General features: G+C 66.6%; 20 protein-coding genes. 6 read left to right on the forward strand and 14 right to left on the reverse strand.

Annotated elements, in window-relative coordinates:
* Nucleotides 1–246: 246 nt before the first annotated feature.
* Nucleotides 247–708: a DUF1348 family protein gene (locus A5688_RS25425; protein WP_067834521.1), complete on the reverse strand. Its 462-nt coding sequence runs from the start codon at nucleotides 706–708 to the stop codon at nucleotides 247–249.
* Between the two features lie 116 nt (nucleotides 709–824).
* On the opposite strand from A5688_RS25425, the gene A5688_RS25430 reads away from it, so the two are divergent.
* On the forward strand, nucleotides 825–2,045 hold the full coding sequence (locus tag A5688_RS25430; protein ID WP_067834599.1) for an acyl-CoA dehydrogenase family protein: 1,221 nt from the start codon (nucleotides 825–827) through the stop codon (nucleotides 2,043–2,045).
* Nucleotides 2,038–2,862 (forward strand): tyrosine-protein phosphatase, encoded by an 825-nt coding sequence (locus A5688_RS25435; RefSeq protein ID WP_067914734.1) that lies wholly within the window; start codon nucleotides 2,038–2,040, stop codon nucleotides 2,860–2,862. The genes A5688_RS25430 and A5688_RS25435 overlap by 8 nt, the downstream gene beginning before the upstream one ends.
* A 27-nt stretch (nucleotides 2,863–2,889) precedes the next feature.
* On the opposite strand, the gene A5688_RS25440 is transcribed toward A5688_RS25435, so the two are convergent.
* From A5688_RS25440 to A5688_RS25470, 7 genes are all read right to left on the reverse strand, one after another.
* Nucleotides 2,890–3,753 (reverse strand): SDR family oxidoreductase, encoded by an 864-nt coding sequence (locus A5688_RS25440; RefSeq protein WP_067834518.1) that lies wholly within the window; start codon nucleotides 3,751–3,753, stop codon nucleotides 2,890–2,892.
* A gap of 12 nt (nucleotides 3,754–3,765) precedes the next feature.
* Complete coding sequence (locus A5688_RS25445; RefSeq protein ID WP_067834597.1) at nucleotides 3,766–5,196, reverse strand: aldehyde dehydrogenase family protein; 1,431 nt, start codon at nucleotides 5,194–5,196, stop codon at nucleotides 3,766–3,768.
* Between the two features lie 166 nt (nucleotides 5,197–5,362).
* Nucleotides 5,363–6,925: an LCP family protein gene (locus A5688_RS25450; RefSeq protein WP_067914731.1), complete on the reverse strand. Its 1,563-nt coding sequence runs from the start codon at nucleotides 6,923–6,925 to the stop codon at nucleotides 5,363–5,365.
* 87 nt (nucleotides 6,926–7,012) lie between these two features.
* Nucleotides 7,013–7,954, reverse strand: a complete 942-nt coding sequence (locus A5688_RS25455) for a class I SAM-dependent methyltransferase (RefSeq protein WP_067834514.1) — start codon at nucleotides 7,952–7,954, stop codon at nucleotides 7,013–7,015.
* 39 nt (nucleotides 7,955–7,993) lie between these two features.
* Nucleotides 7,994–8,923 (reverse strand): class I SAM-dependent methyltransferase, encoded by a 930-nt coding sequence (locus tag A5688_RS25460; RefSeq protein ID WP_067834512.1) that lies wholly within the window; start codon nucleotides 8,921–8,923, stop codon nucleotides 7,994–7,996.
* Between the two features lie 76 nt (nucleotides 8,924–8,999).
* Nucleotides 9,000–9,635, reverse strand: a complete 636-nt coding sequence (locus A5688_RS25465) for a TetR/AcrR family transcriptional regulator (RefSeq protein WP_067834510.1) — start codon at nucleotides 9,633–9,635, stop codon at nucleotides 9,000–9,002.
* 2 nt (nucleotides 9,636–9,637) lie between these two features.
* Nucleotides 9,638–10,630, reverse strand: a complete 993-nt coding sequence (locus tag A5688_RS25470) for a pirin family protein (RefSeq protein WP_067834509.1) — start codon at nucleotides 10,628–10,630, stop codon at nucleotides 9,638–9,640.
* Between the two features lie 269 nt (nucleotides 10,631–10,899).
* On the opposite strand from A5688_RS25470, the gene A5688_RS25475 reads away from it, so the two are divergent.
* Entirely contained in the window at nucleotides 10,900–12,849 is a 1,950-nt protein-coding gene (locus A5688_RS25475; protein ID WP_067914730.1) for a chloride channel protein, read from the forward strand.
* 22 nt (nucleotides 12,850–12,871) lie between these two features.
* On the opposite strand, the gene A5688_RS25480 is transcribed toward A5688_RS25475, so the two are convergent.
* Complete coding sequence (locus A5688_RS25480) at nucleotides 12,872–13,420, reverse strand: Dps family protein (RefSeq protein WP_067834506.1); 549 nt, start codon at nucleotides 13,418–13,420, stop codon at nucleotides 12,872–12,874.
* A gap of 88 nt (nucleotides 13,421–13,508) precedes the next feature.
* Entirely contained in the window at nucleotides 13,509–14,420 is a 912-nt protein-coding gene (locus tag A5688_RS25485; RefSeq protein WP_067914728.1) for a DNA-3-methyladenine glycosylase family protein, read from the reverse strand.
* Nucleotides 14,421–14,479: 59 nt separating this feature from the next.
* Between A5688_RS25485 and A5688_RS25490 the strand changes: the two genes are divergently transcribed.
* Nucleotides 14,480–14,881 carry a nuclear transport factor 2 family protein gene (locus tag A5688_RS25490; RefSeq protein ID WP_067834502.1) on the forward strand — a complete coding sequence of 134 codons (402 nt, stop codon included), beginning with the start codon at nucleotides 14,480–14,482 and terminating at the stop codon, nucleotides 14,879–14,881.
* Here A5688_RS25490 and A5688_RS25495 read toward each other — a convergent pair.
* Genes A5688_RS25495 through A5688_RS25510 form a run of 4 tightly spaced genes read right to left on the reverse strand, consistent with a single transcriptional unit; the run spans nucleotide 14,875 to nucleotide 17,715 of the window.
* Complete coding sequence (locus A5688_RS25495) at nucleotides 14,875–15,255, reverse strand: DUF427 domain-containing protein (RefSeq protein ID WP_067834499.1); 381 nt, start codon at nucleotides 15,253–15,255, stop codon at nucleotides 14,875–14,877. The genes A5688_RS25490 and A5688_RS25495 overlap by 7 nt on opposite strands.
* Nucleotides 15,256–15,314: 59 nt before the next feature.
* Nucleotides 15,315–16,097, reverse strand: a complete 783-nt coding sequence (locus A5688_RS25500) for a class I SAM-dependent methyltransferase (RefSeq protein WP_067914784.1) — start codon at nucleotides 16,095–16,097, stop codon at nucleotides 15,315–15,317.
* A 53-nt stretch (nucleotides 16,098–16,150) separates the two neighbouring features.
* Nucleotides 16,151–17,194 carry an NAD-dependent epimerase/dehydratase family protein gene (locus tag A5688_RS25505; RefSeq protein ID WP_067914782.1) on the reverse strand — a complete coding sequence of 348 codons (1,044 nt, stop codon included), beginning with the start codon at nucleotides 17,192–17,194 and terminating at the stop codon, nucleotides 16,151–16,153.
* A 14-nt stretch (nucleotides 17,195–17,208) separates the two neighbouring features.
* Nucleotides 17,209–17,715: a nuclear transport factor 2 family protein gene (locus tag A5688_RS25510; RefSeq protein WP_067914726.1), complete on the reverse strand. Its 507-nt coding sequence runs from the start codon at nucleotides 17,713–17,715 to the stop codon at nucleotides 17,209–17,211.
* A gap of 87 nt (nucleotides 17,716–17,802) precedes the next feature.
* On the opposite strand from A5688_RS25510, the gene msrA reads away from it, so the two are divergent.
* A complete protein-coding gene (gene msrA, locus A5688_RS25515; RefSeq protein WP_067834495.1) occupies nucleotides 17,803–18,315 on the forward strand; it encodes a peptide-methionine (S)-S-oxide reductase MsrA in 513 nt (170 codons plus the stop codon).
* Between the two features lie 177 nt (nucleotides 18,316–18,492).
* Nucleotides 18,493–20,106: a benzoylformate decarboxylase gene (gene mdlC, locus A5688_RS25520; protein ID WP_067914780.1), complete on the forward strand. Its 1,614-nt coding sequence runs from the start codon at nucleotides 18,493–18,495 to the stop codon at nucleotides 20,104–20,106.
* Nucleotides 20,107–20,113 lie beyond the last annotated feature (7 nt).

Raw genomic sequence — 20,113 nt, forward strand, 5'->3', positions numbered from 1 at the left:
GTGCCGCTGGCTGGCCAGCACGCTTCGCTACCTTAACGCCTGCCGGGATTCAGGCCGGACGCGCGATCGACCGGGGCGGGATACCCGCGACCGGCCGATCAACTCCCGTCGATGGTTCGTCATCCGACGCCGACGCAGTAGCGCCCGCTGCGTTGTGGAGTCACAAGAAGGCGTTGTGGTTTCCGTTCGACTGCGCGACTCCTCCGCCACCCGGCCCCGCCGGCCGCATCGTCGCCACGCGGTCGACTACCACAGCGGGATCTCTTGGCCGTGTTCGGACTCGGGGCGGGGCCCGAAGAAGCGGCGCTGCGATTCGTCGATCGGCACGTCGTTGATGCTGGCTTCGCGACGCGCCATCAGCCCCGCCTCGGTGAACTCCCACAACTCGTTGCCGTAGCTGCGATGCCACTGGCCGGACTGGTCGTGGGACTCGTACTGGAACCGCACCGCGATGCGGTTGCCGTGGAAACTCCACAGGCTCTTGCGCAGCGAGTAGTCCAGTTCGCGCTGCCACTTGCGAGTCAGAAACGCCACGATCTCGTTGCGGCCGACGATGTGCTCGTCTCGATTTCGCCAGTGCGAATCGACCGTGTAGGCCAGGCTGACGCGCTGGGGATCGCAGGTGTTCCAGGCGTCCTCGGCCGACTGGACCTTCTGCAGCGCGGTCTCGTGGGTGAACGGAGGCAACGGGGGGCGGGATTCACTCATGGCGTCTATCGTGCGCCCCGCGCCGGCGTGTTTTCACCGCGGCGTAAGCACCGCGCTGACGACCGGAAACGCAGCGACTCGACACGTGTCCTATCGTGACGGGCATGGACTTCGCGATGTCGGCCAAAGCCAGCGACTACCACAAGCGACTGTCCGACTTCATGACCGAGCATGTCTTTCCGGCCGAGGCCGAATACGACAAATTCCGTGACGAAGCCGGCCCGCACGATCACACGGTCCCGCCCATCGTCGAGGAGCTCAAGATCAAAGCCCGGGCGCAGGGTCTGTGGAACCTGTTCCTGCCGGCGGAGTCGGGCCTGACCAACCTGGAATACGCGCCGCTGGCCGAGATCACCGGCTGGAGCCTGGAGATCGCCCCCGAGGCGCTCAACTGCGCGGCACCCGACACCGGCAACATGGAGACGCTGCACCTGTTCGCCACCGAGGAACAGCGCAAGCAGTGGCTGGAGCCCTTGCTGGCCGGCGAGATCCGCAGCGGCTTCTCGATGACCGAGCCCGCGGTGGCCAGCAGCGACGCCCGCAACATCGAGACCTCCATCGTGCGCGACGGTGGCGACTACGTGATCAACGGCCGCAAGTGGTGGACCTCCGGGGCGGCGGACCCGCGCTGCAAGATCCTCATCGTGATGGGCCGCACCAACCCCGAGGCGGCCAGCCACCAGCAGCAGTCGATGGTGCTGGTGCCGATGGACACCCCGGGCGTGACGGTGGTCCGCTCGACGACGGTCTTCGGCTTCCAGGACCAGCCCGGGCATTGCGAGATCATCTACGACAACGTCCGGGTGCCCGTCACCAACCTGCTCGGCGAGGAGGGCGGGGGCTTCGCGATCGCGCAGGCGCGGCTGGGGCCGGGCCGCATCCACCACTGCATGCGAGCGCTGGGCGGCTCCGAACGTGCACTGGCCCTCATGGTGGACCGGGCCTCCAAACGGGTGGCGTTCGGCCGTCCGCTGGCCGAACAGGGCGTGGTGCGCGAGCAGATTGCCAAGTCCCGCAACGAGATCGACCAAGCCCGGCTGCTCTGCGAGAAAGCCGCGTGGACCATCGACCAGCACGGCAACAAGGCCGCCCACACGCTGGTCTCGCAGATCAAGGCGGTCGCCCCGCAGGTGGCTTGCAACGTCATCGACCGCGCCATCCAGGTGCACGGGGCCGCCGGCGTCAGCGAGGACACGGCGCTGGCCCGGCTGTACGCCTGGCATCGCGCCATGCGGCTCTTCGACGGGCCCGACGAGGTGCACATGCGGACCATCGCGCGCGCCGAGCTCGGCCGCGAAAAGTCTGCGCTCGCCGCGGCGGTCACCGCGCATGACTGAGGCTCTGCGAGAACTCTCCGGCGCGTGGAACTTTCGCGACGTCTCCGACGGCGCGCCCGGGCTGCGGCCCGGGCGGCTGTTCCGGTCCGGCGAGCTGAGCCGCCTCGACGACCAGGGCCGCGCCACACTGAGCGAGTTGGGTATCACAGACGTCGCCGATCTGCGCGCCAAACAGGAAGTCGCGCGGCGCGGTCCGGGACTGGTTCCCCACGGCGTCGAGATCCATCGGCTCCCCCTGCCCGACCTCGGCGACGACGCGCCGAGCGACGACGACGCCCCGCACGAGCACGCATTCCGGCGGCTTTTCGAGGGCGACGCGAGCCAATCCGACGAAGAGGTCAACGAGGCCGCCATCCAGCACATGATCGACGAATATCGGCAGTTCCCGACCCGCAACGGGGCGCAACGCGCTGTGCGGCAAGTCTTTTCGTTGCTGGCCGCCGGGCGTTCGGTGCTCACGCACTGCTTCGCGGGTAAAGACCGCACCGGCTTCGTGATCGCGACGGTGCTGGAAGTGCTCGACGTCGATCGAGACACCATCGTCGCGGACTACCTGCGCAGCAACGCAGCGGTACCCCAACTGCGCGACCACATCTACGAGATGATCCAGAAACGGTCTGACGTCGAATTGACCCCCGAGGTGGTCACGTTCACCAAGGCCCGGCTGGCGGACGGAGTCCTCGGCGTACGTCCGGAGTACCTGGACGCCGCGCGGCGAGCGATCGACGAGCAATTCGGGTCGCTGCACGCCTATCTGCGCGACGCGGGCGTCAGCGAGGCGGACGTGGAACGTCTGCGCGGCGAGCTGCTCGCCTGACTCGCTGACCACCCGGTCGCAACTGGCTTAGCCCAGCTTGAAATCGGCCTGCTTCGCCGCGGACAGATCGGTGATCTCGCCCCACTGCGCGGCGATGTCCTCTACCGTCGGCGGTTTGTCGTAGTTGACGCCCTTGTTCTGGAACAGCGCGACGCGCTGCACCTTGCCGCCGCCGACCACGAAAACCGAAGCGCTGTTGGGGTTTTCCTCGGTGCACAGGTAGGCCACCACGGGCGCGACGTACTCGGGCGTCAGCTTCTCGAGTACCTCCTTGGGCAGGATGTCCTCGGTCATCCGGGTCGCCGCGATCGGTGCGACGGCGTTGGCGTGGATGTTGTACTTCGCACCCTCGAGCGCCAGGCTGTTGATCAGACCGACCAGGCCGAGTTTGGCGGCGCCGTAATTGGTCTGGCCGAAGTTGCCGAACAGGCCGCTGGTGGAGGTGGCGACGACCACCCGGCCGTAGCTCTGCTCACGGAAGTGCGGCCACGCGGCGCGGATGACGTTGTAGCCGCCGTAGAGGTGCACCTTGAGCACGGCATCCCAGTTCTCGAAGGACATCTTGTGGAAGGTGCCGTCGCGCAGGATGCCGGCGTTGCTGACCACGCCGTGCACGGCGCCGAATTCGTCGAGCGCGGTTTTGATGATGTTCTCGGCGCCCTCGGACTCGGCGACGCTGTCGTAGTTGGCGACCGCCCGTCCGCCGGCGTCCTTGATCTCCTTGACGACCTCGTCGGCCATGTTGTGGCCGGCGCCGGTGCCGTCGCGCGACCCGCCGAGGTCGTTGACGACGACGCTGGCGCCTTCCTTGGCGAGGGTCAGGGCGTAATCACGGCCCAGTCCCCCACCGGCTCCGGTGACGACGATGACGCGATCCTGCACTCCGGGCATAAGTTTCCTCTCTCAGAACAGCCGTTTGGCGAGCTTCAAAGCTTTCTCTGTATACGGGGGATAGATGAACGCGCCCAAATCGGGTCGGGTCGGCTTGGTCATCACGGTTTTGCGGTGGCTGAACTGCTCGAAGCCGAACTTGCCGTGATACGCGCCCATACCCGACGGGCCGACCCCGCCGAACGGCAGCTTGTTGGTCGCGAAGTGGAACAGCAGGTGGTTGATCACCATGCCGCCCGCCGCGACCTCCTTGATCACCCGTTCGCGAATGCTCTTGGTCTTCGTGAACAGGTAGGCAGCCAACGGTTTGGGCCGGGAATTCACGAAACTGATTGCCTCGTCGAGGGATTGGACGGTCATGATCGGCAGGATCGGTCCGAAGATCTCGTCGGTCATCAGCGATTCGGAGGGGTCCGGGTCGACCACGACGGTGGGCTGGATGCTGATGTTCGACGCGTCCGAACCGCCCCCGGCGACGACGTTGCCCTTGGTCGCCGCCAGCGACGCGGTCAGCCGTGCGAAGTGGCGCTCGTTGACGATGCGCTTTCCGGCGGGATTGTTCGCCTCGAACGTCGTGATCGCGTCCTTGATCTTGTCGACGAGTTCGTCGCGGATCTTCGCGTCAGCGAGCACATAGTCCGGAGCGATGCAGATCTGACCGGAGTTGATCAGCTTGGTCCAGGCGATGCGCTTTGCCGCGACGTCCACGTCCGCGTCCGCCGCGACGATCACCGGGCTCTTGCCGCCGAGTTCGAGGGTGACCGGGGTCAGGTGCGGTGCGGCGGCCTCGTAGACCTTGCGGCCGATCTCGGTGCCACCGGTGAAGCAGATGTGGTCGAAGCCCTGCGCGATGAGTTCCTGGCTGCACGCGGCGTCGCCCTCGATCACGGCGATCGCATCGTTGTCGAGGTATTTCGGCACCAACTCGGCCATGAGTGCCGACGACGCCGGGCACACTTCCGAGGGCTTCATGACCACCGTGTTGCCCGCCGCGATGGCGCCGACGGCAGGGCCGAGTGTCAAGACGAACGGGAAGTTCCACGCGCCGATGATCAGGACCGTCCCGTACGGCTCGTACTCGACCCAGCCCCGCCCGGGTAACTGCGACATCTCCAACAGCCGGTACTTGCGGCGCATCCACTTCTTGACGTTCTTCGCCGCGTCCTTGGCCTCACCCAAGGTGCTGGCGATATCGGCGAGCCAGGCCTCGAACGGGCCGCGGCCCAGATCCTTGTCGAGGGCCTCCATGATGGCGCCCTCGTTGTCGTCCATCATCTTCACCAGTTGCAGCAGCTGGCGTTTGCGCCATTCGACGTCGCGGGTGCGTCCGGTGGCGAAGGTCTGGCGAAGCCGGGCGACCGTGGCGGGGATATCGGCGGGTGCGGTCCCGTTCGTCGAGTCCTTGGCGCGCGATGTCGTCGATGCAACCGATTCGGTGGTCATCATTGTCCTTCCCGAGCAAAGTCGCGCAGCGTGGCGGCCGCTCATCGGTGATAACCGCGATACTAACCATCCGGTTGGGAGAGCAGTAGGAAGGATCCGGCTCACCCCGGCCACGCCCAGACAGACCCGCGCCGACCTCGCCCCGGAACCGGGCGGGCCGGCGCGGTTACTTGACGCAGGGGACGTTGGCCGCGGTCATCTGGCTGAGGTCGGTCGGCGCGGGAGCGCGGTCGCCGGTGCCGGTGGCGGCCACGGCACTCACCTGCCCGGACCCGGACGGGTCGGGCGTCGCACCGGGGTGGGCGAGATAATCCGCCGCCGGGAACTGCGCGCCCACGGTCAGCCGCACGGTGCCGGCGGCGACGGTGTCGTTGGCCGTCGCCGGCAGATGCAGCTGATCGGCCAATGCCTGTGCCGCCCGGTCGGCGCCGGGGCCGTACTCGATGATGCTGTCGTCGGCCTGGGCAGCCGCGGTGGTGGCGCTGCCGCGGGTGAAGCCGCGGCCCGCGAAGGCCTCCTCGAGGGCGGCCGCGAGTCCGTCACGTGAGGTGGCGTTGACGACGTCGAGGATCGCGGGTTCGGTCAACGCGGGCGGTTGGGTGGTCGGTGATGCGGCCTCAAGCGCGACCGGTGTGTCCGACATGAAGCGCTCGTTGACGATGCGCCGGATCGTCGGAAGGTCGACCTGGTTGATGTCGGATCCGTTGGCGTCTTTGCCGAAGCCGGAGATCGGCAGGGTGTACAGCGACAGCGGCCGCTCGCTCAGTCGCGAGGCCCGCGAGGCGAATTCCATGATGTCCAGCCCGTCGTCGACGGCGACGTTGTCGCGGGCGACCTGCAGCAATTTGCGCAGCCCGCTCACGCTGGACAACACGCCGCCGCTGCGGGCCGCCTGGACCAACGACACCAGGAACGCCTGCTGTCGTCGCGTGCGGTCGAAATCGGTGAAGGACCCGTCGTTTTCATCGCGACGCTGCCGGACGAACGCCATCGCGTCGGCGGCGTCGATGCGCTGAACCCCTTGGTGGAAGTCGGCACCCGAGTAGCTGTCCCGCGTATCGGCGTTGAGGCACACGGTGATCGGCTCGACGGCCTTGGCTATCTGAAAGAACGCGCCCAGCGTGACCTCGACGAAGTGGTCGACCGAGATGCCCAGAAAGTCGTTGACGGCGCTGATTTCGGCCTTGCGGCCGGCCTCGCGGGCGGTCTGCTCGCGAGCCGTCAAATTGTTGGCGCCCGCCCCACCCGAGCTCCCGGCCGCCTGGGCATTCAGCGACTGCTGGTAAGCCAGGCCGTAGGCCTGCTTGATCTTGCCGGCGCAGACCGACCCCGGGCAGCCAGGCAGCTCCGCGTAGTCGTCGCGCGGAATCGAAATCGCGGTGACCGGTCCGTCCCCGTCCGAAATATGCACCACGATAAGGACATTGGCGTTGTAGCCGCCCGAGCTTTCGTCACCGGCGTGCAGCGCCTCGTAGACGTCCTGGGGCAGGGGCTTGCCGTTCTGGTCCAACCGGCTGTCCAGCCCCATCAGCAGGATGTTCTGGTTGCCGTCCAGCGTCGTGGCCCCGTGCGGTAGCGCGTGCGAAATGATGATCTTGCCCAGCGCGGTGTGGTAGCCCGTCCAGCCCATGCCGGTGATCGCCATGACCACAGCCGAGGCGATGGCGGCGACCAGCCGGCCCTTTCGCAGCGCCCAGCGGCGCGACTGATCGGATCCGCCACTGGCCATAGTGAGTGACCATTGTCCCGGATGACCAGGCGAATTCCCGGTAACCGCAGCCGCGAGCCAACGGTTTACATGCCGGCGGCGTGGCCCTTACAGGCGCTCGGCGATCACGAAGTCGGAGAAGGCGTCCCGGTCTTCGTCCACCTCAGAACTCTGCACCCCGCGCCCCAAGCGGTGCATTTCGTCGATCGAGTTCTGCGCCGTGGCGCGCCAGCCGTTTTCGTTGAGCCAGTCGGCGAGGTTCGCGCGGTGTTCGTCGCGGTACATCAGCTCGCCGACGTCGACGGTCTCCTCCAGGCCGAGCTGGTCGGCCACCTTCTTGAACCGTTCCCGCATCTGCTGGCGCCGCTCCTCGGCGTGCATGGGTGCGGTTTCCGCGGAGACGCGGCTGCCGGCCGGGCTCAGCTCGCCGATCTGGGTGAACAGCTTGTCCTGGGCCTCGGCGGGCAGGTACATCAGCAGTCCCTCGGCCAGCCAGGCGGTCGGCTGGGCCGGGTCGAATCCGGCGGCGCGCAGCGCGGCCGGCCAATCCTCACGCAGGTCGATCGCCACCTCGCGACGATCGGCGGAAGGGGTGGCGCCGCTTTCGGCCAGCGTGGTGGATTTGTAGTCCAGCACCTGCGGCTGGTCGATCTCGTAGACCGTGGTGCCGGCCGGCCAGTCGAGGCGGTACGCCCGTGAGTCCAGTCCCGACGCGAGGATCACGATCTGCCGGATCCCCGCGGCGACGGCGTCGGCGAAGTATGAGTCGAAGAAGTGGGTCCGCACCGCCTGATAGCCGCGCATGTGCTGCATGCGCGCTGCGGATTCTTCATCGATGGCTTCGATCTTGGCTACCACGTCCGGGTCGAGCATGGCCTCCCACAAGACCTCGGCACCGGCATTGTTGACGAGCAGTCGCGCATAGGGGTCGCGGATCAGCGCGTCGGGCTGCTCGGTCTCGATGGCCCGGGCGGCGGCCACCATGACCGCGGTGGTGCCGACGCTGCTCTTGATGTCCCAGGTGTCGTCGTGGGTGCGCAGTGAACTCATTGCGGTTGCTCCTTGAATGGACTTCGGTCGGGGGGTGGGCTAGCCAAGACGCGCCCGCAGCAGTGTGCTGCGGACCGCCTCGTCGGTCAGGTCGTCGGGTACCGGACGGCCCAGCCGGGCCATCTCGTCGCGGTTGCTCACGCTGTGCACGTGCCAGCCGTGGTCGGCCAGCCACGCCGCGGCGTCCGAACGGTCCGGCTCGTGGTAGGTCAGTGCTTGGACATTCACATCCAGGCCGAGCCGTTCCCGCATCCGCAGCCAGCGCGAAGAATTGCTCCGCGAGTTCAGGCCGAACATCTCGATCGCGAACTGACTCTCCGGCGCGCTGAGCGCGGTGACCATCTCGAACAGCCGGTCCTGGGCGTCGCTGGGCAGATACGGCAGCAGCCCTTCGGCCAGCCACGCGGTCGGTTGGGTGCGGTCGAAGCCCGCGGCGGTCAGGGCGGCGGGCCAATCGTCACGCAGGTCAACCGGGACGGGGCGCCGGATCGCCGAGGGCACGGCCCCGTGCTGCTGCAGGATCCCGGTCTTGTACTCCAGCACCTGGGGCTGGTCGATCTCGTAGACCGCGGTGCCGGCCGACCAGTCCAACCGGTAGGCCCTGGAGTCAAGCCCGGCCGCCAGGATCACCGCTTGGCGGATCCCAGCGCCGATGGCGTCGGCGAAATACTCGTCGAAGAAGTGGGTGCGCACGGCCTGGTAGTCGATGCCGCATCGATGCGAGCGCTGTCCGTGCTGGTCGCCGTCGAGCCAGGCGAGCTCGGGGTCGGCCAGCCGCGCCCACGCCGGACCGGCCGACGACACCAGCAGGCGCGCGAAGTCGTCGCGAATCAGCGGATCGGGTCCCGCGGTTTCCGCGGCGCGCGACGCGGCGACGCCCAGCGCGGTGGCGCCGACGAGTTCGGTGATGGTCCAGCTGTCGCCGGCAGACCGTACGGAAGGCGGCAACGATGCGTCCAGATCAGTCATATCCCGACCATGGTACCGGGATAAGTTAGTTAGCCTATACGCTTTGTGCGCAACTTCACTGCGCCCCGAAGCGCCCTTAACCCTCTGGGCGGAAGAGCGCGCCTTCCAGCAGTTGGCGCAGCATTCCGGTGACCGCCAGCATCTCGTGATAGCTCTGGATATATCCCGCGTACAGACCCACGCCGGAGATCACCACGAGCAGGGTTTCGACCAATGCCAACGGATCGACATCGGCGACGACCTCGCCGGACCGGATCGCATCGTTGACCACGCGCAACAAGAATTCCCGAGCCATCCGTATGGACTCATTTTCGGTTTTGCTCCATTCGGGGTGCCGCTGCGATTCAAGAACGCCACCGATAATGAATGCTGACCCCGCGGGATTTTCCGAATTGGCTTTCACCGCGGCGGAGATGAACGCCGTCAGCCGCGCCACCAGCGTGGTTTCGCGCTCCGCCCGTTTAATGCCGGTCCCGATAATGAATTCATTTGTTTCGTCGAGCACTTCCTGATACAGCACCCGCTTGCTCGAGAAATAGTGATTGATCGCCGGGCGGGTCAGGTCGGCGCGCGCCGCGATGGCCTGGAAGGTCGCGCCGTCGTAACCCCGCTCGCTGAATACCAAACGAGCCGCTTGGATGATCCGTCGGCGGGTCTCGTCGGCCTTCGCCGCAGGCGGACGCCCGGGCCGGCGATTCCCCCGTGGATGCATTGCTAAAGTGTGCCACCGCTGTGGTGCGGCATTAGCGCATTCGGCGGAATGGTGCCAAATCTTCCGGCCTGGTAGTCCTCTAGCGCCTCGATCAATTCCACGCGAGTGTTCATCACGAAAGGCCCGTAGTGGAATACCGGCTCGCGAATGGGCCGTCCGCCCAAAAGCAGCACATCAATGGCGGAGCGAACCGGTGCGTGACTCGAATCCGCGACCTGCCGGGCCCCCACGGTGATCCGATCACCGGGCCCCAGGACCGCTAACTGCCCTTCATGGATCGGATGGGCCACCGGCCCGACGTACCCACTGCCGGACAGCACATAAACCAGCGCATTGAAGTCTCGCCGCCAGGGCATGTTGAGCCGAGCCCCGTTCTCGATCGTCGCGTGCGCGAGGGTGATCGGGGTGTGGGTGGCACCGGGCCCGCGGTGTCCGGTGATCTCGCCGGCGATGATGCGGAGCAGCGCCCCACCGTCGTCGGATGCGAGCAATGCGGCGTCGCCGCCCGCGATGGCCTGATATCGCGGGGCAGCGAACTTGTCTTTCTTGGGCAGATTCACCCAGAGCTGGACGCCGTGAAAGAGCCCGCCGCTGTCGACCAGTTCGGCCGGCGGCGTCTCGATGTGCAGGATGCCCGAACCTGCGGTCATCCACTGCGTCGCACCGTCGGTGATCAGACCGCCACCGCCGTGGGAGTCCTGGTGCGCGAACTTGCCGTCGAGCATGTAGGTCACGGTTTCGAAGCCGCGGTGCGGATGCCAGTCGGTGCCCCGGGGCTCCCCCGGTGCGTATTCGACCGCACCCATCTGGTCCATGTGCACGAAGGGGTCGAGCGCGGCCGCGCCGACTCCAGCGAAAGCGCGGACGACCGGGAAACCCTCGCCCTCGTACCCCCGCGGCCCGGTGGTGATCGATCGCACCGGCCGCTCGGTGTCGGCGGGAGTTGGACCGCCCACGCGTGGCAACGTCAGCGTGTTAGCCGTGACTGCAGGCATCTGGCCTCCTCATATAGCGGATGCCCTGTATAACCGGACTACGGTCCAGTTATTCCATTGCGGCGTGACATGCTGCTGCCAGCGGCGTCGTCGGCACGAGGTGCGTTCGGTCGGCCCCGGCCAGGACGGCCGGCGTGCGAACGATAGTTTGATAAGGCAATATTTGCCGAGAAAAATAGTCGTCGTTGTGCTGGTCTCGCGATGTTCGACGTGGCTCCGAAATGACTCGGACGCCGACGTGAGAAGGCCGCTGAGAAAGGTGACGGGGGATGGAGCAGAACAGTTCGGCGGCCGAACCGGCCCGGACGCGGCCAACGGCGTCCAGTGCCGTCGGGCAGGTCGCCAGCTGGACGCGGGCGAACCGCCTCGGATTGTTCTGCGTGGCGATCGTGGTGGGGGTCGGCGCCGGGCTCGGCGCCGCAGCATTCCGGTATCTGGTCTTCGGCTTCACCTGGCTGGCAACCGGGCACGACGAGTTCGGCCAGCAGGGATGGGTGGCCAGCGATCACCTGCCGTGGTTGGGGGTCGGGTTCTATGCGGTCATCCCCGTAATCGGCGGGTTGCTTTATGGGCCGCTGATCAACCGGTTCGCGCGAGAGGCGCGCGGCCACGGCGTGCCGGAAGTCATGATCGCGGTCGCAGAGAACGGCGGCCGCATCCGGCCTCAGGTGACAGTCGTGAAGGCACTGGCCTCGGCGATGTGCATCGGCACCGGCGGATCGGTAGGTCGCGAAGGACCGATCGTGCAGATTGGCGCGGCCCTGGCGTCCAGCTTCGGTCAATGGGTGCGGATGCCGGAGAACCGGCTGAGGGTGCTGGTGGCCTGCGGCGCCGCCGGTGGCATCTCGGCAACGTTCAACGCCCCGATCACCGGCGTGTTTTTCGCCGTCGAGCTGATCCTGCGCGAACTCTCCGTCGAAGCGATATTCACGATCATGCTTTCGGCGATGGTGGCCGACGTGATAGCCCGCGTCTTCTTCGGCTCGGCCCCCTTCCTCACCCAGCTGCCGGAAGGCATCGAACTCAATCACATCGCCAACTATTTGTTGGTGGCGCTCCTCGCGGCGATCGCCGGGCTGCTCGGGATCGTCTTCAAGAACCTGCTGTACAAGACCGAGGACGTGTGCGACCGGCTATGGGGAAGCCGCCCGGACTGGGCGCGCCCGGCCGTCGGTGGAATCGTGCTCGGCCTGCTGCTGCTCGCCGTGCCCCAGCTCTACGGGGTCGGCTACCCGGTCATGTATGCCGCCTTCGCCGGCCATTACGCCTTGTGGTTTCTGGTGATCCTCGCCGCCGGGAAGATGCTGGCGTGCAGCTTGACCATTGGGATCGGCGGCTCCGGCGGCGTATTCGCTCCTTCGTTGTTCGTGGGGGCCACGTCGGGCATGGCCTTCGGCCTCATCGTGCAGCACGTCATCGGCACGGCGGTCGGGCATCCGGCGCTCTACGCCATCGTCGGCATGGGCGCGGTGTTCGCCTCTGCTTCGCGGGCCCCGCTCACGGCACTGGCCAGCACCGTCGAAATGACCGGAGACTTCACCCTTACCCTGCCGGTCATGCTGGCCGTCGCCGTCGGCACCACCGTGTCGCGCGGTCTCTCCTACGGCACCATCTACACCGCCAAGCTGTTACGCCGGGGGATCGACATCGACCGGCCCACGCCCACGCACGCCTTCGCCGGCCTGACGGTGGCTGACGCCATGCACCCGTTCGCCACCCCACTCGACCTGACCGACCCGATGGGTGACGCAACGCATGACTGGACCACACTGCTCGGCCCCGTGACCCGGGTCCGTGAACCTCAGGCGCTGTTTGCCAATGACAGCCTCGCCCAGGCCTTGCGTCAGCTCGTCCTCTACGGCCGCGACGGCTTACCGGTGATCGACACCGACGCACGGCGCGTTCAGGGCTGGCTGACCAACCAGAACGTGCTGCGCGCGGTCGCTACCCACGTCACGGCCGACCCGGGAACACCCGGCCCCGAACACGATCCGCGAAGTCAGCTCGACGGGTACTGCATCGTCGAGCACACCCTCACAGCCGATTCGGTCGCAGTCGGGCGCAACCTGGACGATTTCGGATGGCCGGCGGGCCACGTCCCGGTATCCGTGGTGCACAATCGACGGCTCGTGGACGCGCATCCCACCGTGCGGCTTTCGGCAGGCGACCGGATCAATGTCCTCGTGCCAAAAAACGGTTCACGCGGCACCGAGGCGTAACCGAGGCGGTAAAACGCAAGCGTCAGGATTTGCCGCGAGCGCTGCTGGCAGCATCCTTTTCGGTGCTCTTGCCCTTATGCGCCAGCTCGCCGCCGGCGCTTTCCAGGTGCGCGCGGACGAACCATTGGAACTTCTCCAGCTGGCCCGCCTGGCCGATCAGCAAGTCCTGGGTCACCTGGTCGAGTTCGTCCGTCTCGTCGATGTACTGACGGATGTCCTCGATGACGCCGTTGTAGACGAGGTCGAGCGCGGCCAGGTGGGCCTGGACCGTGTCGCGGCCGACCGAGTAGTCGTCCCAGGAACGGTCGTTGAGGATGGCGCCCGGCGTACCCTGCGGCGAAGCACCAAGGGCCGCAATGCGTTCGGCGACATCGTCGGCGAACCCGCGGACCGCGTCCACTTGCGGGTCGATCATCTCGTGCACGCCGATGAAGTTGGGCCCCACCACGTTCCAGTGGATGTGCTTCAGCGTCAGATGAAGATCGTTGTAGGTGCTCAGTTGCTTTTGCAGTAGTTCGGTGAGCCGCACTGCCTGCTTGTCGGTCAATCCCGGAATTGTGAACTGAGTCATCGCTTGTTTCCTAGCTTCCTTCCATGGGGTTCGCACAAGTTACTTGCCCTGTTGGGTACCCGATGGCCCAGTTGAAAAACGCGGCGGATCAAAGCGAGTGGATTTGCTGCACCGGTAGTCGCGGCCCGCGGCGGGGTTCGTACGCCAGTCCGCTGGCTTCGAGCAGCCGCACCACTCGCTGGCGGTGGGGTCGCATCGGCTCGAGCACTTCGAGCATGCCCGCGTCGTCGACGGGCCGCCCCAGCAGCGTCCACCCGATCATTTTTGGGACGTGGTAATCGCCCACCGACACGGCGTCGGCATCGCCGAAGGCGCGTTGCGCGGTCTCGGCGGCGGTCCACTCCCCCACGCCGGGCAGCGACATCAGCGCCGCACGCGCCTGCTCCGTCGACCGAGACACCAGCCGTTCCAGCGAGGGGGCCCGCCGCGCACACGTCACCACCGCCTGCGCCCGCCTCGGATCGACGTTGGCGCGGTGAAATTCCCACGACGGGATGTTTCGCCAAACGTGCGCCGACGGCATGACCCGCATCCCCTCCGGCGCCGGTCCGGGCGCCGGGGTCCCGTACTTCGACACCAGCACCCGCCACGAGCGAAACGCGTCGGCGCCGGGCACCCGCTGCTCGATGATCGCCGGGATCAGCGCCTCCAGCACCAACCCGGTGCGGCCCAGGCGTAAGTGCGGAACGCGTTGGTGCGCGGCGGCAACCGTCGGGTGCCGCGGCACGAAATCCGAGTCGTCGTCCTGAAGTCCCAGCATGGCGGGCAGCATTTCGATGAACTCCTGCGCGCCGCTGCCCCACGCCACACCTTGTGCGGCATCGGGGCCGACGCGGCTGATCCGGGCCGTGACGGGTCCGGTGGGCAGCAGGCTGGTGCGCCAGATCGAGCCGTCACCGGGTGCCCGAAAGCACGGGTCCCCGCGGCCACGGCGAAGGGGCGCCAGCGTGTGCCCGAAGCTGACGGCTCCGGGGAACACGACCGTGCGCGTGCTCTTCACCTGTGACCCTCCGAATGCCGTGATTGACCGTGAACTGTGTCCCAAGTCAATATTGCGGTGTGATGACGCCGTTCGATGACCCGCAGGGCGAACTGGCCTGGATGTTCTTGCAGAGCACCAGCGACGGCGGCGATCTGGACGAGGGTTTCGCCCTGCTCAGCGAAGACTTCACCTACTGGACGCTCTACACGCGTACTTCCTGCGACAAGCAGACATTTCGGCGGGCGGTCGAGCGGCGCAAACAAGATCTCGAACTGACCATCGATTTGGAGCGCTGCGTCAACGAGGGCGAGACGGTGGTGGTAGAGGCGCAAGCCACCGGCACCACCTCCGCCGGCATCGAGTACGACAGCCCGTTCGTGTGCATCTTCGATACCCGCGACGGGCTGATCGTCGCGATGCGTTTGTACAGCGACACCCGCGCGGTGGCGAGCGCACTTCCCGGGTGGCTCCCCTACTGAGCCGAGATGCTGATGTCGGCCTTGTTCGGATAGAACGCGACATGCCCGGCAATCGCCGCGACCGCCGGATACGGCTGCTCATACGTCCAGATCACGTCGGTGACCGTGTCGCCTGCCGGGGTGGTCACGCTGTAGTAACTGGCGTCGCCCTTGAAGGGGCAGTGTGTCGTGGTGTCGGTCCGGGTGAGCCGGTCCTGCACCACGTCGGCGATCGGAATGTATTGCACCGCAGGCAAAGTGGCTTCGCGCAACTCGAGCGCGGCCGTGGTGTCGGCGACGAGCTCGCCATTGACCTTGACCTGAACCCGGCCCTTGGTCGGCTCGATGGTGATCGGGTGCCCGGCGCTGGGCTCTTTGATTTCCGGGTGGCTCATGGATCCTCCTCAGACGCGGATAACGGTTGCAACACCAGCCCGCGCCCATCACTTCCCGATCAGGCGGGGCCGAATGCGTAGCGGTGGTATTGCGACATGTTCGCCACGGCCGGTACCAGCGCCATGGTCCTGCCGAGCACTTGATACCTGCGCGGCAGCCACGCGAACGTCTCCGATTCGAACCACCGCTGCCAGGACAGCAAGCGGGTACCGGGCACCGCGGACAGGATGTCGGCGGGTCCGTCGATACCCCAGCTCAGCTTTGAGCCCGAGCGGCGCACCACCCTGTTCATCCACTGCGACTTGATGCCCAGCCGGTTGAAGGCGTCGAACTGAAGCTCGCCGGCCTCGAAGCGATCGACGATTCGCCGCAGCATCGCAACGCCCTCCGGCCGGTCGAGATACATGGTCAGTCCCTCGGCGATCATCAGCGTGGGCCGGTCGTTGGGTATCTCGGCGACCCAGGCCGGGTCGATGACCGACGCCGCGATCGCCTGGCGGTTATCCGTCGCGGGGTAGAGCTGGGTGCACAGCCTGGCGACGTCGGGGTAGTCGATGTCATACCACTGGACGTGCGGGCCCGGCTGCAGCCGGAAGTAGCGGCTGTCCAACCCGCAGCCCACATGCAGGACGACGGCGCTTCGATGCGCCGCCAGGAATTGACGCACCCAGATGTCGAAGTGCGCCGTGCGCGTCGTCACCGACGTCGAATTACGGGGCGTGATGGTGGTTTTCGACCAGTCGTAGTCGATTCGCCCGACTATTTCCTTCGCGTAGCGATCACCCAGGATCGGCTTGGGCAGATCGGCGTCGAGGGCTTTGGCGTACAACGTCGCCAACATGGTCTGCGGCGGCCCGTGGAGATCGAGCTGAAGGCGTTCCACGTGAACGAAGCCTATTCGGCGCGGGCGGCGCCGCTGTCCTGGGTGTCTTTTCGGCCGGCCTGCGCGGTCTTCAGTGCGGCCCAGAAGCGGGCCGCCTCGCGGATGGATTCCTCGACCGGGCGCGGCTGCCAGCCCAATTCGCGCACGGCCTTGCTGTGGTCGACGGGCGCTTCGGCACGCATCATGCGCACCGACGCGAGGCTGAGTTCGGCGTCCTTGCCGGTGAGGCGCGCCCGCAGATTGCCCAGCGCCGCCAGCGCATACAGCATCGGGACCGAGATCGAGCGCCGCGGCGCCGGCACCCCGGCCTCGTCGGCCGCGATCCGGACCACCTCTTTCAGCGCGATCATCCGTTCGGAGATCAGGTACCGCTCGCCGATGTGCCCGTGTTCGGCGGCCAAGATCATGGCCCGGGCGGCGTCGGTGACGCCGACCGCCTCCAGCGCGATGCCCTCCATTGTGAAGGGCAGCTTGCCGAAGACCGCGCCGGCGATGAACGCACCGTGCGGGGTGCGACCCCAGTCGCCGCTGCCGTAGGTCGTCGACACGCACATCGCCACCGCGGGCAGCCCGGCCTCGGCCACATAGCGCATCACGAGGTTCTCGGCCTGGACCCGGGATTGAACGTAGTCCGACAACCCCCGGGTGCCGATGATGTCTTCTTCGGTCGCCACGTGCCCGTGGCGCCGGCCGACGGTCGCGTAGGTGCTGGTGAAAATGAACCGGCGCAGGTCGGGTTGTGTGACGGCCACTTCGAGAACGTTGCGCAACCCTTCGACGTTGGTGCGAAACAGCGGCGAGGTGTCGCGCAGCCAGGCGCGCGTGTCGACGACGCAGTAGTAGACCTCGTCGACGCCGTCCATCGCCTCCTGCAGCACGGCGGTGTCGAACACGTCGCCGTGAAATCGGGCCAGCGTGAGGTCATCGATGGCGCGGGTGTTGGCGTTCGGCCGCACCATCGCCCGGACTTCCGCGCCGTCGGCGACGAGTTGGCGGGTCACATGCGACCCCAGGAAGCCGTTGGCGCCGATGACCAGCTTCGGTTTGGTGCTCACGAATCCCTCTTCCTTCACTGTTCGCCGCCGTTCTCCCGCATCCAGCGCGCGGCGTCGTCGTCGAGCGTGCCCAGCGCCTGCGCCTTGCGGCACCACTTCATCCCGGCCCGCAGGAAGCGCAACGGGTTGTAGATGTCTTCCTGCCGACACCACAGGCCCTCACCGGCGTAGGTGATGATCGAAATGTTGGTCGCGGTGATGACGCTGCCGTCCCCGGGATCGCGCATCGGGTTGTCGAGTTCCATGATGATGCGGCCGCCTGCCTCGTCGATCACCGACCACAACGACGGGAACGCGACCATGTGGCTGCCGGGAAAGGTGCTCATCGTCCGGCTGATCCACGCACGGACCTCGTCGCGGCCGTGCATGGTGCCCGCGGCGTGCTCGATGTACAGGACGTCGGGTGTGTAGTGCTGGACCCACGCGTCCCAGTCCTGCGATCGCGCCGCCGCATCGACGGTCGCTTCGAATCTTTCGAAGGCGGCGGCCAGTTCGCTACGGGAGAACTTCGGCGTGCTCATGATTTCGCGGCACCGTTGCAGCTCATCGGCGGAGTGTAGCCTGGCTTTTGTTCTGCTCGAGTGCTGGCCGGTTATGGAGGACGAACGATGACCAACCAGAAAGCAATTCTGGCCGGCGGCTGCTTTTGGGGAATGCAGGAACTGATCCGCAAGCAGCCGGGCGTGGTGTCCACCCGGGTCGGTTACACCGGCGGTGACGTCCCCAATGCGACCTACCGCAACCACGGCACGCACGCCGAAGCCATCGAGATCGTCTATGACCCGACGATCACGGATTACCGCACGATGCTGGAGTTCTTCTTCCAGATTCACGATCCGACAACGAAAGACCGGCAGGGCAACGACCGGGGACCCAGTTACCGGTCGGCCATCTTCTACCTCGACGATGAGCAGAAGCGGATCGCGCTGGACACCATCGCCGATGTCGAGGCGTCCGGGCTGTGGCCGGGCAAGGTGGTGACCGAGGTCAGTCCGGCCGGCGACTTCTGGGAAGCCGAGCCCGAACACCAGGACTACCTGCAGCACTACCCCAGCGGATACACCTGCCACTACATCCGCCCCGGCTGGAAGCTGCCGCGCCGCGCCACCGCGGGCCAGTAGGGAGTCCCGGCCTCCTTTCCCGGGCGCTGTGCGACACCACCGTTAATGGGGTGCAACGATGTCGCGCGCAACATCGACATCACGGTCCCGTAGGCGCAAGATCTAATACGGGTGCGCGCCAGCGTGGGTGCGCTTTTCATATGCGTGAAAAGTCCGCTCGCGAAGGGAACTTGGGTCATGTCGTCTTCACCTACCGTCTGGGATGTCACCTACGAGCTGCTGCGCTCGTTGGGATTGACGACCGTGTTCGGCAATCCGGGATCGACCGAGCAGACGTTCCTGAAGAACTTTCCGGACGACTTCAGCTACGTACTAGGACTGCAGGAGGCGTCGGTGCTGGCGATGGCGGACGGCTTCGCACAGTCCACCGGTAAGCCGGCTCTGGTGAACCTGCACACCGCGGCGGGCACCGGTAACGCCATGGGCAGCCTGATCGCGGCGTACAAGAGCAACACCCCGCTGATCGTGACGGCCGGGCAGCAAACTCGCGAAATGGTGCTCTGCGAGCCATATCTGACCAACACCAGCGAGACCCAGCTGCCGCTGCCATGGGTCAAGTGGGCGTATCAGCCCGCCCGCGCCGAGGATGTGCCGGCGGCATTCATGCGGGCCTACACCCTCGCCGTACAGCCACCCGCGGGCCCGGTGTATTTGTCCATCCCGCTTGACGACTGGGAGAAGCCTGCGCTGGGCCCGGCCGTGATCCGCACGGTGAGTGAGCGATCTGCGCCCGACGCGGATCGCCTCAGCGCCTTCGCCGAGCGCATCAACCGGGCGCGGCGGCCGCTGTTGGTGTTCGGCCCCGAGGTCGATCGGGCCGGCGCCTGGGATGCCGCCGTCGCGTTCGCCGAGAAGGTCAGCGCGCCCGTACACGCCAGTGCGCTGCCGGACCGATTGTCGTTCCCCGAGGATCATCCGCTGTATCAGGGCATGTTGCCGATGACCATCGCCGAGGTGACCAAGGTGTTGCGCGGGCATGACCTCGCCGTGGTGATCGGCGCGCAGGTGTTCCGCTACTACCCGTATGTGGCCGGAGATTATCTGCCCGAGGGCACCGAGCTGTTGCACATCACCGCTGATCCGTGGCTGACGGGCGCCGCCCCGGTGGGCGACAGTCTGCTGGGCGACACACTGCTCGCCCTGCGGGGGCTCACGCCGTTGATCGAAACCAGCTCTGGCCGGCCGGTACCCACTCCGCTGGACCGCACCCCCGGAACGGTGGAGCCGGCCAGCGCCCCGTTGACACCGGCCCAGGTGTACTCCGCATTGAGCACGGTGAAGCCGCCCGAAGCGGCGCTCGTCAACGAGTCGACCTCGACATTGGCCGAGCAGGCGCACTGGCTGCCCACGGTGCGGTCGAACTCGTTCTTCGCCACCGGCAGCGGTGGTATCGGGTGGGGCGTGCCCGGCGCGGTCGGTATCGCGCTGGGCGACCGCGCATGCGGCCGCAAGCGGCCCGTGGTGGCGACCATCGGTGACGGGTCGTTTCAGTATTCCATTCAAGCGATCTGGACGGCGGCCCAACACAAACTGCCGATCGTGTTCGTCGTGATGCGCAACGGGGAATACGCCGTCCTGAAATCATTTGCGCTACTTGAGAAAACGCCGGGAGTGCCGGGATTGGACCTACCCGGCCTCGATATCGAGTCATTGGCGACGGGCTTCGGCTGCCATGCCGTCACGGTGGGTGACACCGAGCAGTTGGTCAAGGAATTCAACGCGGCGCTGATCGCCAACGGGCCCACCGTGATCGTGGTGCCTACGAAACCCCAACTCGCGCACCTGGGCTGAGAGGCAG

Origin of the sequence: Mycobacterium mantenii (assembly GCF_001667865.1) — a bacterium.
Lineage (GTDB): Bacteria > Actinomycetota > Actinomycetes > Mycobacteriales > Mycobacteriaceae > Mycobacterium > Mycobacterium mantenii_A.

What these genes read in the sequence shown, in the direction of transcription:
- A5688_RS25450 (WP_067914731.1), bottom strand. Translation starts at nt 6,925, where the DNA reads ATGGCCAGTGGCGGATCCGATCAGTCGCGCCGCTGGGCGCTGCGAAAG.
- A5688_RS25500 (WP_067914784.1), bottom strand. Translation starts at nt 16,097, where the DNA reads ATGTTGGCGACGTTGTACGCCAAAGCCCTCGACGCCGATCTGCCCAAG.
- A5688_RS25430 (WP_067834599.1), top strand. Translation starts at nt 825, where the DNA reads ATGTCGGCCAAAGCCAGCGACTACCACAAGCGACTGTCCGACTTCATG.
- A5688_RS25465 (WP_067834510.1), bottom strand. Translation starts at nt 9,635, where the DNA reads ATGCATCCACGGGGGAATCGCCGGCCCGGGCGTCCGCCTGCGGCGAAG.
- A5688_RS25460 (WP_067834512.1), bottom strand. Translation starts at nt 8,923, where the DNA reads ATGACTGATCTGGACGCATCGTTGCCGCCTTCCGTACGGTCTGCCGGC.
- A5688_RS25480 (WP_067834506.1), bottom strand. Translation starts at nt 13,420, where the DNA reads ATGACTCAGTTCACAATTCCGGGATTGACCGACAAGCAGGCAGTGCGG.
- A5688_RS25470 (WP_067834509.1), bottom strand. Translation starts at nt 10,630, where the DNA reads ATGCCTGCAGTCACGGCTAACACGCTGACGTTGCCACGCGTGGGCGGT.
- A5688_RS25455 (WP_067834514.1), bottom strand. Translation starts at nt 7,954, where the DNA reads ATGAGTTCACTGCGCACCCACGACGACACCTGGGACATCAAGAGCAGC.
- A5688_RS25440 (WP_067834518.1), bottom strand. Translation starts at nt 3,753, where the DNA reads ATGCCCGGAGTGCAGGATCGCGTCATCGTCGTCACCGGAGCCGGTGGG.
- A5688_RS25475 (WP_067914730.1), top strand. Translation starts at nt 10,900, where the DNA reads ATGGAGCAGAACAGTTCGGCGGCCGAACCGGCCCGGACGCGGCCAACG.
- A5688_RS25445 (WP_067834597.1), bottom strand. Translation starts at nt 5,196, where the DNA reads ATGACCACCGAATCGGTTGCATCGACGACATCGCGCGCCAAGGACTCG.
- A5688_RS25495 (WP_067834499.1), bottom strand. Translation starts at nt 15,255, where the DNA reads ATGAGCCACCCGGAAATCAAAGAGCCCAGCGCCGGGCACCCGATCACC.
- mdlC (WP_067914780.1), top strand. Translation starts at nt 18,493, where the DNA reads ATGTCGTCTTCACCTACCGTCTGGGATGTCACCTACGAGCTGCTGCGC.
- A5688_RS25425 (WP_067834521.1), bottom strand. Translation starts at nt 708, where the DNA reads ATGAGTGAATCCCGCCCCCCGTTGCCTCCGTTCACCCACGAGACCGCG.
- A5688_RS25510 (WP_067914726.1), bottom strand. Translation starts at nt 17,715, where the DNA reads ATGAGCACGCCGAAGTTCTCCCGTAGCGAACTGGCCGCCGCCTTCGAA.
- msrA (WP_067834495.1), top strand. Translation starts at nt 17,803, where the DNA reads ATGACCAACCAGAAAGCAATTCTGGCCGGCGGCTGCTTTTGGGGAATG.
- A5688_RS25435 (WP_067914734.1), top strand. Translation starts at nt 2,038, where the DNA reads ATGACTGAGGCTCTGCGAGAACTCTCCGGCGCGTGGAACTTTCGCGAC.